This window comes from Enterococcus sp. DIV1375a (genome assembly GCF_051712205.1).
GTDB classification, from domain to species: domain Bacteria; phylum Bacillota; class Bacilli; order Lactobacillales; family Enterococcaceae; genus Enterococcus; species Enterococcus faecalis.
This window is the reverse complement of record NZ_JBIOOM010000001.1, coordinates 388452-403089: the sequence shown is the minus strand read 5'-3', so window position 1 is coordinate 403089 and position 14638 is coordinate 388452. Positions and strand designations below refer to the sequence as shown.

The window sequence follows — 14638 nt, the reverse complement described above, 5'->3', positions numbered from 1 at the left end:
TAGTTTCATCTTTATTGTACCATTTCTCTTAGGTTTTCCCAACTAATTTCCTAATAAGCCTCCGAAAATTCCTTCAATCTTGTCTTTGACTTTTTTCGCGCCGTCTTTAATTTGTCCCCCAACTTCATTCAATGTATCTCCGAAATTGCTAGCGCCGTCTTGAACAGAATTTCCAAAGTCTTTCAAGTTATCCCGCCAATTAGAATTGGCACCACCAGTTAAACTATCGTTGCTATCAACAACTTTCCCACCTGTGGCATACGCATCCGCGACAGGAAATTGTGCTTGTTTGACTTGTGGCAAGATGCCACTGGCTTGACTGTTGAACACCTGTGAGGCATACGTAGCGCTACTGCCTTCCAAATAATGGGTTTTACTGGTTTCTTGGAAGCCTAACCAAGTAGCAATGACAACTTCTGGTGTATAACCAATCACCCACTGATCGTTCGTTTTACTACTATCGAAGTTGGTTTCTGTCGTACCTGTTTTACCAGCCATTACGTAGCCTGCTGGTTGTGCGTTGACCCCGCTCCCAGAACTAAAGACCCCTAGTAACATACTTGTAATCCCGTCTGCAACATCTTTGGTAATGACTTGTTCTTTCTTGACTTTAGTATTATCAACTACAATTGCGCCAGTTGAGTCGACGATTTTTGTAATTAAATGCGTTTCAGTTTTATAGCCTTCATTGGCAAAGGCACTATAAGCTCCCGCCATAGTTAATGGCGAAACACCCGTTTGTAATCCTCCAAGGGCTAAACCATAGTACCGATCTTTTTCTGATAACGGAATGCCAAATTTCTCTGTTTTTTCATAGCCTTTATCTAAACCAATTTGATGTAATAACCACACCGCTGGTAAATTTAAGCTTTCTCCTAAGGCTTGATACATAGGAACTTCTCCACTGTACGTGCGGCTATAGTTTTGCGCTGGATAATAATCTTGTGGTTTATCTTCTAAAACAGAGTCTGGTTTATAGCCAGCCTCTAAAGCTGGTGTATAGACAGAAATTGGTTTTAAGGACGAGCCTGGTGAACGTTTTGTTTGCGTTGCAAAGTTAAAGCCTCGATAAACGTGTTCCCCTCGACCGCCCACCAGTGCTTGCACGCCGCCGGTTTTCGGATCAATGGCTACAGAGCCACTTTGAACCATGGCACCGTCTTCTGCATTGGGTGGAAATAGTGCATCATTTTTATAAGTTGCATCCATCGCATCTTGATATTTTTGATTTAAAGAAGTGTAAATCTTGTAGCCTTTATTTAAAATATCTTCTTCTTTAAATTTATAACGATTGACCGCTTCATCAATTACCGCATCAAAATAATATGGATATTTGTAACTATTTTCGTCGCCAACATAGGTGTCATTTAATAGACTCGCTAAGTTAACACTCGCTTCTTGATTGGCTTCTTCTTGAGATAGTTTTTTATTGTCGACCATTAGTTGTAAAACGGTATTCCGTCGCGCTGTGGCATTGTCAATGTAATCAATTGGGTTATAAATTCCTGGCCCTTTTAACATGCCCGCTAGCGTTGCGGCTTCCCCCACTGTCACTTGGGACGCATCCACGCCAAAATATTTACGAGCTGCATCTTGCACGCCCCAGACACCATTACCAAAATAAGAATTATTTAAATACATTGCTAAGATATCTTTTTTCGAATATTTCTTTTCGATTTCAATCGCTAAGAATAATTCTCTGGCTTTCCTATCTAGCGTTTGCTCTTGCGTTAAGTAAGCATTTTTGGCTAATTGCTGCGTAATTGTACTTCCGCCACCACCGCCACCGATTTTCCCGAAGGTCAATTTTCCAACAACCGCACGGGCAATCCCTTTGATGGAATACCCTTTATGTTGATAAAACGCGCGATCTTCAGTTGAAATAACCGCATCTTGAATATAAGGAGAAATATTATCCAGTTCCATAAAAGTTCCTTTTTGCCCGAATAATTTTCCGACTTCCTCTCCTGATTCGTCATAAACGCGTGTTGATTCACTTAGCCCCGATTTTAGGGTCTCAACGTTTGCGGACTTGGCTAAGTAAAATAAATAAATACTGGCACCTAAAGCGACTACCAAACCAATTAACAAGAAAATTTTATTGATTTGATACTTTTTCCAAATCCGCTTTCTGGCTTGATGGAATTGTATTAAATAAGGCTTTATCCACGTCCAAAAATGACGTAATCCGACACCGACTTTACTAAAAAATTGTTTAAGATTGTCCATAGTACTCCCTCTGTTTACGTTTCTTGGCTAAGTCTACCATATTCTTGTGGGTACGACCTAGGTCTAAAGCATGAAAAATTCTTGAAAAACAATTTCAATGGTCTTTTCGCTGTAGCAAAGGAAATGTTGCCTTCGCTAGAGGTAAATAATTGCTTACGCTTAGAAACGAGTCTTTATTTAGCCTCTATTCTATCATGCTTTTCTTCGTTTTTTATGTAAATTTGTTTAAGAATCTCTCAAGGAACTGCCTTTCTAACAAATTTCAGCTTTTTTTCCGTTCTGACTTGACCTTTTGAGTAGCTTTGTTACACTAAATAGCGAATCAGTGAAAGGTGGGATTTGGTGGAATATTCAATGAGATTACCTGAAAATTTTTCAACAATGACTGTAAAAGAACTATTAGAAAATGAGTGGCTAGTCCCTCGAAAAGTGCGCCATTTTTTACGCACGCGAAAAAATGTCAAAATCAACGGAGAAACAACTGCTTTTCATTTTCCAGTCCAAGCTGGCGATTGTGTCACCTTAACGTTTGAAGAAACCGATTATGTGCGTCCCACTATTCATCTGGGGGAAGCAACGCGTGTGAAGGTTTTATATGAAGACGAACATTTAATGATTGTAAATAAACCTTATGGCATTAAAACCCATCCAAATCAGCCACAGGAAACAAACACCTTGTTAAATCATGTTGCTGCCTATTTAGCTGAGAAAAATCAGGTCCCTTATGTCGTTCATCGATTAGATAAAGAAACCAGCGGTGCGATTGTCTTTGCTAAAAATCCTTTTGTCTTACCTATTTTAGGGCGTTTATTAGAAACAAAACAAATTTACCGTCAATATCAAGCGATTGCGGCTGGTCACTTTAACCAAAAAGAACAGACAATCAATCAGCCGATTGGTCGTGATCGGCATGATCGCCGGAAACGACGGATTGATCCTCAAAAAGGGGATTCAGCGATTACACATGTCCAAGTGGTCAAAGCTCTTTCTAATAATCAAACCGCAGTTACCTGTGTTTTAGAAACAGGTCGGACGCACCAAATTCGGGTCCATTTAGCTAGCGAAGGGCATCCAATTATTGGTGATCCGTTATACAACCCAAAATCGCAGGCAGCTCGTTTAATGCTCCATGCTTCACAACTTCATTTACTCCATCCGTTTACAAAAAAACAAATCGTTGTGACTGCAGCGCCTGGCCTATGGTAAAAAAACAGAAGAAATCGGACGGTAACCGCCGATTTCTTCTGCTTTTTTATTTTACCGCACATTCACTGCTGAGAACGGCATATCTGCGTTTACTTAGTGTCTTGGTGTTAAACAGTTCCTGAGCTAACTCTCAGCCTTAATCATTTGTAGCCACTCTTTTTGTAAAATTCCGTAATTGTAGATATCTAGCCATTGGCCATCTTGAAATAACGCTTCTCTATCAATTCCTTCTTTTTTGAAGCCTACTTTTTCATAAACATGAATCGCTTTTTGATTGTTACTATTGACAGCTAATCTGATTTTGTGCAAACCCAATTCATAAAAAGCAAATTTACAAATTAAAGACACCGCCTCAAAGCCATATCCTTGACCTCGTTGCTCTTTTTGTAAAATAGCAATCCCTAAATTGGCCCCTCTATTTTTCAACTGTACATCAGACAACGAAACCCAACCAATAAATTCCTCTGTCGTATTTTCTAAAATAGCAAATAGAAATCGATCATCTTCTCCTTTATTAATTGTGAAATCTTTCCATTCTTCAAGCCCCCACGGATGTAAAGCATCCCAGCTCAAATGCTGAAGCAATTCATTATCCCATTGCTGTTTTGCAATATGTTCGATATATTCTTCTCTAAAATGAGAAAAGCCAACGTGTTTTCCTTTTAAAACATTTTCCATAAGAACACCTTTAATTCCCTAGATTATTTTCTATTTGCTGACTATCTATTTCCTCGTATTTTTGTAAAAAAGTGGCAATTTTTTCGATGACACACGCATTTTTATCGCTTTGGTCATTCTCTACCTGAAGAACAAGCAACGGTTCATGCAGACTTAAGCGTAGCAAAAACCAACCACTGCCATATTGACCAGACACGTTTCCCCGAACACCTTCTTGGTTTGCACGGTCCACAGCAAAGTCTGCTTGATTTTCTACAAACAATTCAAAGTCTCGCAAGACTTGTTGCCCATAACAAGTAACATCCTCCGCAGTAATTTTGAAGCGAAATTCGTTGGTTTCTGCCGGTTGCTTCAATGTAGCAATCAGATCTCCTAACGTTTGATTGTTTTGTTTCAATTCTGGTAACAACATTAAAATTTTCGCCACGACATATGCACCATCATCCAGATTGTAGTTTTCTTGAAACGCTGCATGACCACTGGTTTCAATGGCTAACGGTGTCTGAAAGCCCCCATGATTCAATTCAATCATTTTATTAATGACATTTCGGTAACCAGAAATATAACGAATCTGTTGGCCGCCTTTTTCTTCAATAAATGTTTTTAAATGACTTGAGGTTGGCGAATTTGTCACAATATAACTACCAGGCGCTTCTTTTAAAACAATTGCCGCTAAAACAGCAATTAAATTATTTCGGTTTAGTACCTCACCTGATTGGTCCACCACAGCCGAACGATCTACATCTGTATCAAAAATAATGCCCAAATCTGCTTGATTAGCTAAAACAGCCGTTTGAATACTTCTCATTGCTTCAGAATTATCTGGATTAGGTACATGATTAGGAAAATGCCCATCTGGTTCTAAAAACTGTGATCCCGTCGTATCAGCGCCCAAAACTTGAAGAACCTGCTCCGCAAAGAAGCCCCCAGCCCCATTACCCGCATCAACGATAATTCGAAAGCCCTGTAAAGGTTTCTCTTCGGGCGAATGAATTCCTTGGCGGATTTTTGCCACCAAATGCTCCGCATAAATTGGCAGTAACTCTTGCTTCATCAGTGTGCCATTTTCATTGGCTGTCAGCGGATCAGTATGAGATAAAATATACCGAATATCTTCTTTCTCTGCTCCACCTTCTGCTGTGAAGAACTTCAAGCCATTAAAATAGTAAGGCAAATGGCTAGCTGTAATCATAATCGCCGCATCACATTGAAGCGTTGGAAATTGAGTAGCCATAAACATAGCAGGCGTCGTAGCTAAACCAACGTCAATCACCTGAATACCTAATGAAAGAAACGTATCTACTAATGCTTGCTTAATCGGCTCCGCCGTTAGACGACTATCATGTCCGATTGCAATTGTCAGGCGCTGTTGTGCCTTTCGTGGCAGCTGTTTTTTGTCCTGTAACCAACGAACCACGCCCACCGCAATCTCGGCTACTGCTGTTACGGTTAATGTTGCAGTTTGTTCTTCCGTATCCAAAGCAATTCCCCGAATATCCGAACCATTTTGTAGCGCTTTCAATTCTACCAAGAAAAAAACTCCCTTCTATTGATGCTTTCAATTTTAAAAAATCATATTTTCGATGCGTTCGATAAAGTGTTCCGCATCCTCTTCTGAATGTGTAATCACAATAATCGTATCCGCACCAGCCACTGTACCCGCCACTTCCGGATAAGCTAATTCATCTAAAAAGTTACTCACCACATCGGCATTTCCCATCTCTGTATGCAAGATGACAATAAATTGTACTCGCTCCATTCGAACAACTGAATCTTTCACTGATTCTCGTAATTTCTCTTCACTGCTTGTGCCTTGTGCTTGAGAAAAAATTGCATATTTGACACGACCATCTGCACCATGTGTTTTAACAATACTCATTTCACGGATATCTCTTGAAACAGTCGCTTGAGTGGCTCGGACGCCAAGTTCTTCCAAACGAGTGATTAATTCATCTTGTGTTTCAATTTCTTGTTGCATAATTAATTGTTTAATCAAACGTTGACGTTCTGCTTTTTTCATATAGACCACTCCTCTCCATTCATTTCTTTTATTATATCCAAAAATGAGTAAAAATACAGGTACTTTTCACATTAAACTCTTTATTTATCTGAAAAAGACTGGATAAATGTTTATATACCAGTCTTTTTCAGTAAAAAATACTTATTTAAGAAGATTCTTTTCTTTTAAATAGTCTTTCGCCACTATGCTAGGATCTTGCCCTTCCACATTGACTTGATAATTCATTTCACTCATTTCTTCTTCGCTAATTTTTCCTGCCAATTTATTCAATATTTCTGCTAATTCTGGATATTTTTCCAACATTGCTGTTTTAATAAGTGGTGCTCCTTGATAAGGCGGAAATAGCGCTTGATCATCTTCTAACGTTACTAAATCGTATTGTCTCAATTCACTATCCGTTGAATAGGCATCAATCACATTTACCTCACCATTATTAATCGCTTGATAGCGTAGCGCCGGTTCCATCGATTGAACATTCAGATTTAAATGATATTTTTCTTGTAATCCCTTATAACCATCTTGCCGATCAATAAATTCTAACGTAAAACCTGCTCTCAACTGATTGCTAATTTTCTGTAAATCACTAATCGTTTTTAATTGATGCGCTTTTGCAAATGAGCGCTTAACTGCGACGGCATACGTATTTTCATAGCGCATCGGTTTCAGCAAAGTAAGGTTTTCTTGTTTTTTCAAGCCAGCGCGTGCCGCTTCATAGACTACTTGAGGTTGATTGTCTAGCTGAGGAGGATTTTTTAAAAAGGTCTCGATCACTGTTCCTGTAAATTCTGGATAAAGATCGATTTCATCTGATTTCAAGGCATTATATAAAAAAGTAGTCTTGCCAAAGTTTGGCTTTAACGTCACCTGAATGTCGCTATTTTCTTCAATTAAGGCTTTATACATATTAATAATAATATCTGGTTCCGCTCCTAATTTGCCAGCAATTGTCAGCTGTTTTTCCTTTGAAGAAGTTTGTTGATTCCAGAAAAATGAACCACCTAACAAAAGGCCTAAAATAGTACCGCCAATGATTAGTCGCCGCCCATTCGCTTTTTCCAACCAATGAATTCCATAATTAAATAAGACTGCTAGTGCAGCTGATGAAAGAGCTCCAATAAAAATCAACGATAAATTATTTCGATCAATTCCTAATAAAATGAAGGTCCCTAAACCACCTGCTCCAATTAACGCCGCCAACGTGGCCGTACCAATAATTAAAACGGTAGCCGTTCGAATCCCAGAAATAATAAATGGTAACGCCATTTGTAACTCAAACTTAAACAATTTTTCTTTTTTACTCATACCAAATGCTTCTGCGGCTTCTTCTAACGAAGGATCAATTTCCGTCAAACCAGTATAGGTGTTTTGTAAAATTGGGAATAAGGCATAAATCACTAGCGCAACAATTGCCGGTGGTCGACCAATACCAATTAACGGAATCAATAAGCCTAGCAAAGCTAAAGAAGGGATTGTTTGGAAAATCCCAGTCACTTGTAACAGACTTTCCGCTAACTTGCGATGACTCGTTAAATAAATGGCTAAAGGAATTGCAATCAACGCAGCGAATAATAACGAAATAAAGGACAATTGCATATGCTCGATTAACGCTTGCAGATATTCTTCTTTTCGAGCGAAAAAAGTTTCAATCAGTGCTTGCATCTACTGTTCCTCGCTTTCCAACAGCTGTTCCATAAAACGAGTAATCGTTTTTGAGGTGATACACCCTAAAACTTGTTGTTTTTCTACTAAATTTGCTTTCTCTTGCGCATTAATGAGTTGGACAATCTCTTTTAAATTGGTTTCCATGAAAACAGTCGGCACTGGCTCAATCGTCTCATCTGCGGCTTCTAAAAATGCAGTCAAGTCAGCGCCACAATAGTTCGCTAGTTCTGGCGAAGATTGTTTAAAAAATTGACCGACAAAATTATTTTTCGGATGTTTTTGAATGGCTTCTGGCGTATCAACTTGAATAATTTTACCAGCGTCCATAATACAGATGCGCTCTCCTAACAGTAAAGCTTCAGTCATATCATGGGTCACAAAAACAATGGTACTCGCTAATTCCTGATGAAGTTCTTTCACCAAACGTTGAAGATGATGTCTTGAAATCGGATCTAGCGCGCTAAAAGGTTCATCCATTAAAATCACTTCTGGTTCGGCTGCAATGGCGCGTAAAATCCCGATACGTTGTTGTTCGCCTCCTGAAAGCGCTGCTGGCTTACGATGCAGATATTCCTCAGGATCCAGCTGAACTTTTTTCAATAGTTCAATGGTTCGCTCTCTGCGTTGCTCTTTGGGCCATTTTTTCATTTCAGGAATCAACTCAATATTTTCCGCCACGGTTAAGTTAGGAAATAAGGCAATTTGCTGAAGAACATAGCCAATTTTTAGTCGTAATTCACGTAAAGGATAATGGGTTACCGCTTGTTCATTGAGAGCCACTTCACCTGTCGTTGGCTCAATGAGCCGATTAATCATTTTCAAAGTCGTCGTTTTTCCACTACCACTCGGCCCTACTAATACAAAAAATTCGCCTTGTTGGATTGTTAAATTCACATCAGACAAAACGGCATTTTCTTGATATACTTTTGAAACATTTTGAAATTTTATCATTTATTTTCACCGCATCTTTCACTTCTTAATAAACAAAATCTTTGGAGGATCGTCACTCTTTCAGTATAATTTAAGACTAACATCCTGCCTAATTTTTTGTTTTAAGCGCAAGTATGTGGGGCTCATTTAACGGCTGCCGGTTCGTATCTACAATTATCTACTCAATGAATGGAAAAATTGTCCTCTTCTGCCTTAAACAAAAGTGAACTGTTTTCTACTAAAAGGAGTGATCGTTATGGAAAACGACAAGCGAATTTATAAATGGGACAACGTGAAACTTTTTTTAATTTTCTTAGTGATTTTTGGGCATATTTTAGATCGTGAAGCTTCTCCTTCACGACTCATGGAAACGATCAACTTTTGGATCTATTCATTCCATATGCCAGCCTTTATTTTTGTCTCTGGACTCTTCAGTAAACATGCCATTAAACAACGAAAATATCTCCGTTTACTTTCCTTTGTTTGGCTTTATCTCTTAGCGAAGTTGTTGATTACGCTTGCTAATTTCGCCTTTGCAAATAAAATGAATTTTGATTTACTGAACGAAACGGGCGTTCCTTGGTACTTACTTTCCTTAGCAAGTTTCTACTTAATTACCATCTTTCTTCAGCGCGTTCAGCCGAAAATCATGTTGCCAATTATCGTTGTTATCGGCTGCGCCTCAGGCTATTTACCTGTGGAAGGTTTCTTGTCTTTAGGACGGACTCTGGGCTTCTTCCCTTTCTTCTATTGTGGCTACTTAATGGATATTCAAAAGCTGCAAATCTTTTTAGATCATCGCAAAGTCAAATGGGCAGCGATAGGTGTAATTTTAAGCTCCTTTTTATTTGTAAATAGTCAATGGTCATTGGCAACGAAATTTTGGGGCTTCTTAACTGGTTGGGCTTCCTACGCTGAAATTAGTCCGGCCTTTGAATACAGTAGTTTCATTCAGCTGTTCTTTTACGTTGCTGCAGCATTGGTGTCTCTTTCTTGGTTTGCATTATTGCCGAAACGAAAGTTACCTTTAAGCGCCCTCGGAAAAGATACCCTTTACCCTTATCTCTTGCATATGCCCTTAATTATTCTGTTGGAAAGTGGTTTACAATTAGACACACTCTTTAAAGAATGGTTTACTTTCCGAATCCTGGCACTTTTCTTCTTAGCCCTCTTCATTTTAGCTATTACGAATATGCCTGTGGTGAAACGGGGAGCGGATTATCTTTTTAATCCAATTGCATATGTGTTGCCAAAACAATGGTTAAAAGTTAAATAAAAAAAGAAGAGCGTGGGACAAAAATCACTTTGGATTTTTGCTCCACGCTCAAAAACTGTTAAACGGCGAGAGTTGCAATGTTTCACTGTGAAGCATGAACAGATGAAATCATCGTACCTACTTGGTTCTTGGAGCTAAACACTTTTGTCTCAGCCTCCACTTTTATCTCAGATTTTTTCCAACTATTGAAACAATCCTTTAATTTTATCAAACAAACCATCGGTCGTTGTATCAGCTAACATCGCTGTAATTTTATGATAGTGTTCGCCTAATTCATCTTTATGTTCTTCAATGAATTGTTGCGCATGTTCCACGTTGCCTTCTCCAATTAAATCTTTTGCTTTTTGAACTAATTCTTCTACGTTCATCTTCACACGTCCTTTGATTAAATAGTTAACAATAAGTGTTTCATTCATTGCGTTTTCTCCTATTTATCGTATCGTGGGATCCCTTGATTTGCAAGAAATTTTCAGTAAATTGACGGTTCTGATTTTGGGTTTTTAAAAGGCAAAAATTGCAAAAAAAGCTGTTTTCGATTTTCGAAAACAGCTTTTTTACTTTACTTCGCTAAACGATAAATCGCATCTGCATAAATAGCAGCTGCTCGGAATAAGTCATCTAATTCCATAAATTCGTTGGCTTGGTGCATTGTGTCTGTGTAGCCAGGGAACATTGCGCCATAGGCAACACCACGTTTTAATAAGCGGCCATAAGTACCGCCACCAATGATTTGTTCTTGGCCTTTTTCGCCTGTATGGTCTTCGTAAACTTGTAGTAACGTTGCCACCAATGGATCATCAACTGGTACATAATGCGGTTCTTGGTTGCGATCTCCTTGTGTTGCAGTGACCGTTTCACCGACTGTTGCTTGAACTTTTGCTTGTAATTCTTCTGCTGAAGTTCCTTTTGGATAGCGGAAGTTTAATGTTACTAAGCTATTTTCAGGATTTTCTGGATCAAAGTTAACAATCCCAGCGTTCATTGTCAATTTACCCATTTTTTCGTCTTCAAAAGCCACGCCTAATTTTTCACCATAAAAATCTTCATGGATAAATTCAGCAATGGTATTAATAAAGCTATATGCGCCTTCTGCAAAGCTGTAATCATTTAAGAAAGTTGCCAAGAAAGTCGCTGCGTTAATTCCAGATTGTGGGCTAGCACCGTGAGCACCTTTACCAACTACATGGAAAGTCACTGTTTTATCTGAAAGTTCTGCGTTACCTGAAATTTTTGCTTCTTGTTTGATGAATGTTTCAAAGCTAGCAGCTAGTGAAGCCGCTTCGTCTGCTGAAGCAGCCGTTACAACAGCATCTGCTGTTCCCGGAACCATGTTTTCACGTAAGCCAGATTTGAAGCTTTCTAATTTATAATCAGCGCCGTTACCGCCTCGGAAAGTTAAACGAATAGTCACATTTCCTTTTTCCCCATTAATAATTGGGAACTCAGCATCTGGTGAGAAACCAAAGTCTGGCGCTTCTTCATGTTGGAAATAGTAATCCATATCGCCCCAGCCGCTTTCTTCGTCACTTCCTACTACGAAACGGATTTTTTTAGACACGGGTAAGCCTAATTCTTTGATAATTTTCATTGCGTAATAAGCAGCCATACTTGGGCCTTTATCATCGCTTGCACCACGTGCATAAATTTTGCCATCTTTAATGACTGGTTCATAAGGATCTGTTTCCCAACCATCACCAGCAGGAACAACGTCCATATGACCAAAAATCCCTAACGTTTCGTCGCCTTCACCATATTCAATGTGTCCAGCGTAATTGTCGACATTTTTCACCGTAAAGCCATCACGTTCACCATACGCTAACATGTGTTTTAAGCCAGCAACTGGTCCAGGTCCAAAGGGCGCTTCAGGTGTTGCTTGCGCATCATCACGTTCACTGTTGATCCGTAATAAGTTTTGTAAATCTTCTAATAAGTCGCCTTTACGTGCTTCGACTTCTTTTGTCCAATCAATTGTCATTTGTTGTCACTCCTATCCATAAAGTTCTACATAGTCAATCATACCATTTTATGCAGAAAAAGAAAGAAACCCGACACTATTTTTCGAGAAATTTTTTATCTTTTCCGCAGAAAGGGCTGTGTTTTTGTTTATTTTAATTGAGGTATGATTGTTTAGGTTGTAGTTGTTGCAATTCGGCTTCTGTTAAGGGCCGATATTCCCCTAGTTCTAACGTTTCATCTAACCATAGTTCGCCCATTCGTAATCGTTTTAAATACGTCACAGGTTTGCCTACAGTGGCTAACATCCGTTTGACTTGATGAAATTTCCCCTCTTGAATCACTAAACGGACTACGGAAGTCCCTTCTTCCTCATTAATCGTCTCAATGACTAAACGACTTGGTTTAACCATTTCTCCATCTTTCAAGGCAAATCCTTGCGCAAACAGTTGACAATCTTCCGCTGTCACAAGTCCCTCAACTTCAGCTAAATATTCTTTATCCACATGCTTTTTGGGTGATAATATAATTGATGCGCTAACTGGCCATCATTTGTTAATAGAAGCAAGCCTTCAGTATCTTTATCCAAACGACCAACTGGGAACAAGTCGGCACGGTAATCCTGATCAGTTAACAAGTCAATTACCGTTTCATCTCGCTGATCTTCCGTCGCAGAAATGACACCTTGTGGTTTATGCAACATGTAATAAAAGAATTTCTGATACGTAAGAATTTCTCCCATCAAGGCAATTTGATCTGTTTCTTCGTTTACTTGTGTTTTGGCTTCTTTTACGACGTCACCATTCACCGTAACGACTTTTTTCTTTAACAATTGTTTGATTTCTTTACGACTACCGATACCAACATCGGCTAAAAATTTATCTAAACGCATCGTCATTCCTCTTTCCTTTAAAAAAATAGCTTGGGACATAAATCGAATCGATCGATGTCTCAAGCCTTGTCTCTTAAGAGAATCTGCTGAAAGGAGTTCAATCAGCTATTATTTAATATTGAATTTTGCACGTAATTTTGCGGCATTTTTCCCTAATAAACGATCAGCTAAGCGAATCTTCAAGACCGAATAGCCATAAAAAGCGCCTCCTGCAGCAGCCACAATTACAACGATAATGAAGGCTTGGAAACGTCTAGTTGGATCTAAAAATAGATACAAGAACTGACGGAAAATCAAAGCGATAATCATCATGATGACTGTAATACAGAACATTAATAATGTTCGCCGTAAGGTTAATTTGTAATTAAAACGTGTCACTTGACGAATTCTTCTTAGAATCAATACGCAAGAAACCGTAAAGCCTATCATCGTTGCTAATAACGGACCGTAAACTTCAAATAAACGGATTGCGGGGAATTGCACGATTAATTTCACTACTAAACCAATTCCTAAATAACGCATTGCGTCACGATTTTCATACATCCCCATCAACATATTTGACACTAACATATACAAGCCCAAGAATAAACTAGCGTAACAAGCTTGCACTAATAAAGAAGTGCCTAAAGCATCTGGCATGTAAAAAACAGTGTATAGTGGTTGCGCTAAAACAATCATACCGAACGTTGCTGGCAACATTACAAACACAAAAAGTTGTAAATTATTACTAATCAAACGCGCTAACTCACGGTGATTTTTTAAGGTGACCGCTTCTGTAATTAACGGTAATCCAGTAGCCGAAATCGAAGTCGCTAAAGCCACGACAATCATGGTTAATTTGTCCGGATTGGCATTAAAAATACCGAAAAGCTCTCGTAATTGGGTATCTGAATAATCCGTAAACAAACGCATAAAGTTTGAGAAAGTAAACTGATCGACAAGTTTAAAGACAGTTACCCCTGAGCCAACTACGATAAAAGGAATCGCCTCTTTAAAAGTTTCAATCAATAACTCTTTTGGGGCAATCTCATGTTCATTGGCGCTGTGTTCTTCTAAATAATCAAATAATGGTTTTTGTTTGTACATGTAATAACCTAAAACCGCAAAACTTGCGAGCATCCCAATAAATGCCGCAAAAGTGGCTTGAGTCACCGCTGTAACGTAATTACCTTCAAAGACTTTCATGATAATAAAAGCGGTTAATAACATGTAAAAAACTCGTGCTACTTGTTCAACAATTTGTGATAAAGCAAAGGGCATCATTTCTTGATTTCCTTGGAAATAACCGCGAATGACACTCATGCTTGGGAAAACTAAAACCGCTAAACTTAATGAACGCATTGTTGGAACTAATTCAGGACCTCCGCCAGACAAAGCTGCTAATGCCGGAGATGCCAAATACATCACAATAGCAAAAACCACACCTAAGCCACCCATTAGTTGTAAGGCACGATAAAAAAGCTGTCGACTAATTTTATATTCGTTCAATGAATTATAATGCGAGGTCTGCTTGGCAATCGCACCTGGAATTCCGGCGGTAGAGATCATTAGGAATAAGGCATAAATCGTATACCCCATTGAAAACAAACTGTTCGCTTCGTTTCCGTGCTCGCCCATCCAAGCGTACCAGGGGATGATGTAAATCGCCCCTAACATGCGGGAGATAATATTACTAGCTGTCATCCAAGCTGAGCCTTTGACCATTTTTTCTTGGTTCGTCAGGATTGGTTGATCAACTGAATTTGGTTGATTGATCATTTTGTCCTCCAATATTCTTTGAGTATGCTTTCTT

At 38.9% G+C, this 14638-nt stretch carries 11 protein-coding genes and 1 pseudogene; 2 read left to right on the top strand and 10 right to left on the bottom strand.

Going from position 1 to position 14638, the window contains the following annotated elements; translation table 11 throughout:
* Positions 1 to 42: 42 nt before the first annotated feature.
* Positions 43 to 2229 (bottom strand): PBP1A family penicillin-binding protein, encoded by a 2187-nt coding sequence (locus tag IGJ63_RS02040; RefSeq protein ID WP_101732167.1) that lies wholly within the window; start codon positions 2227 to 2229, stop codon positions 43 to 45.
* A 342-nt stretch (positions 2230 to 2571) separates the two neighbouring features.
* Here IGJ63_RS02040 and IGJ63_RS02035 point away from each other — a divergent pair, with 342 nt between their 5' ends.
* Positions 2572 to 3435, top strand: a complete 864-nt coding sequence (locus IGJ63_RS02035; protein ID WP_033624159.1) for an RluA family pseudouridine synthase — start codon at positions 2572 to 2574, stop codon at positions 3433 to 3435.
* A gap of 123 nt (positions 3436 to 3558) precedes the next feature.
* On the opposite strand, the gene IGJ63_RS02030 is transcribed toward IGJ63_RS02035, so the two are convergent.
* The 5 genes from IGJ63_RS02030 to IGJ63_RS02010 all read right to left on the bottom strand — a co-directional run bounded on the left by IGJ63_RS02030 (position 3559) and on the right by IGJ63_RS02010 (position 8746).
* Positions 3559 to 4113, bottom strand: coding sequence for a GNAT family N-acetyltransferase (locus IGJ63_RS02030; RefSeq protein WP_010827152.1), 555 nt, complete (start codon positions 4111 to 4113; stop codon positions 3559 to 3561).
* A 10-nt stretch (positions 4114 to 4123) separates the two neighbouring features.
* Positions 4124 to 5644 (bottom strand): phosphomannomutase/phosphoglucomutase, encoded by a 1521-nt coding sequence (locus IGJ63_RS02025; protein ID WP_101732168.1) that lies wholly within the window; start codon positions 5642 to 5644, stop codon positions 4124 to 4126.
* Between the two features lie 33 nt (positions 5645 to 5677).
* The gene (gene argR, locus IGJ63_RS02020) at positions 5678 to 6133 is read right to left on the bottom strand and encodes an arginine repressor (protein ID WP_101732169.1); all 456 of its coding nucleotides are present in this window, start codon (positions 6131 to 6133) and stop codon (positions 5678 to 5680) included.
* Between the two features lie 141 nt (positions 6134 to 6274).
* Positions 6275 to 7792 (bottom strand): ABC transporter permease/substrate-binding protein, encoded by a 1518-nt coding sequence (locus tag IGJ63_RS02015; RefSeq protein WP_438745859.1) that lies wholly within the window; start codon positions 7790 to 7792, stop codon positions 6275 to 6277.
* Positions 7793 to 8746, bottom strand: coding sequence for an ABC transporter ATP-binding protein (locus IGJ63_RS02010; protein ID WP_438745857.1), 954 nt, complete (start codon positions 8744 to 8746; stop codon positions 7793 to 7795). It lies immediately after the preceding gene.
* 235 nt (positions 8747 to 8981) lie between these two features.
* Here IGJ63_RS02010 and IGJ63_RS02005 point away from each other — a divergent pair, with 235 nt between their 5' ends.
* Entirely contained in the window at positions 8982 to 10001 is a 1020-nt protein-coding gene (locus tag IGJ63_RS02005) for an acyltransferase family protein (RefSeq protein ID WP_002382964.1), read from the top strand.
* A 182-nt stretch (positions 10002 to 10183) separates the two neighbouring features.
* Here the strand turns inward: IGJ63_RS02005 and IGJ63_RS02000 are convergent, their stop codons facing one another.
* From IGJ63_RS02000 to IGJ63_RS01985, 4 genes and pseudogenes are all read right to left on the bottom strand, one after another.
* A complete protein-coding gene (locus IGJ63_RS02000; RefSeq protein WP_101732170.1) occupies positions 10184 to 10417 on the bottom strand; it encodes a hypothetical protein in 234 nt (77 codons plus the stop codon).
* Positions 10418 to 10560: 143 nt separating this feature from the next.
* Complete coding sequence (pepV, locus tag IGJ63_RS01995) at positions 10561 to 11976, bottom strand: dipeptidase PepV (RefSeq protein ID WP_061100656.1); 1416 nt, start codon at positions 11974 to 11976, stop codon at positions 10561 to 10563.
* A 133-nt stretch (positions 11977 to 12109) separates the two neighbouring features.
* Positions 12110 to 12846, bottom strand: a pseudogene (locus IGJ63_RS01990) (pseudouridine synthase).
* A gap of 108 nt (positions 12847 to 12954) precedes the next feature.
* Entirely contained in the window at positions 12955 to 14604 is a 1650-nt protein-coding gene (locus IGJ63_RS01985; protein WP_101732171.1) for a putative polysaccharide biosynthesis protein, read from the bottom strand.
* Between the last annotated feature and the right edge of the window lie 34 nt (positions 14605 to 14638).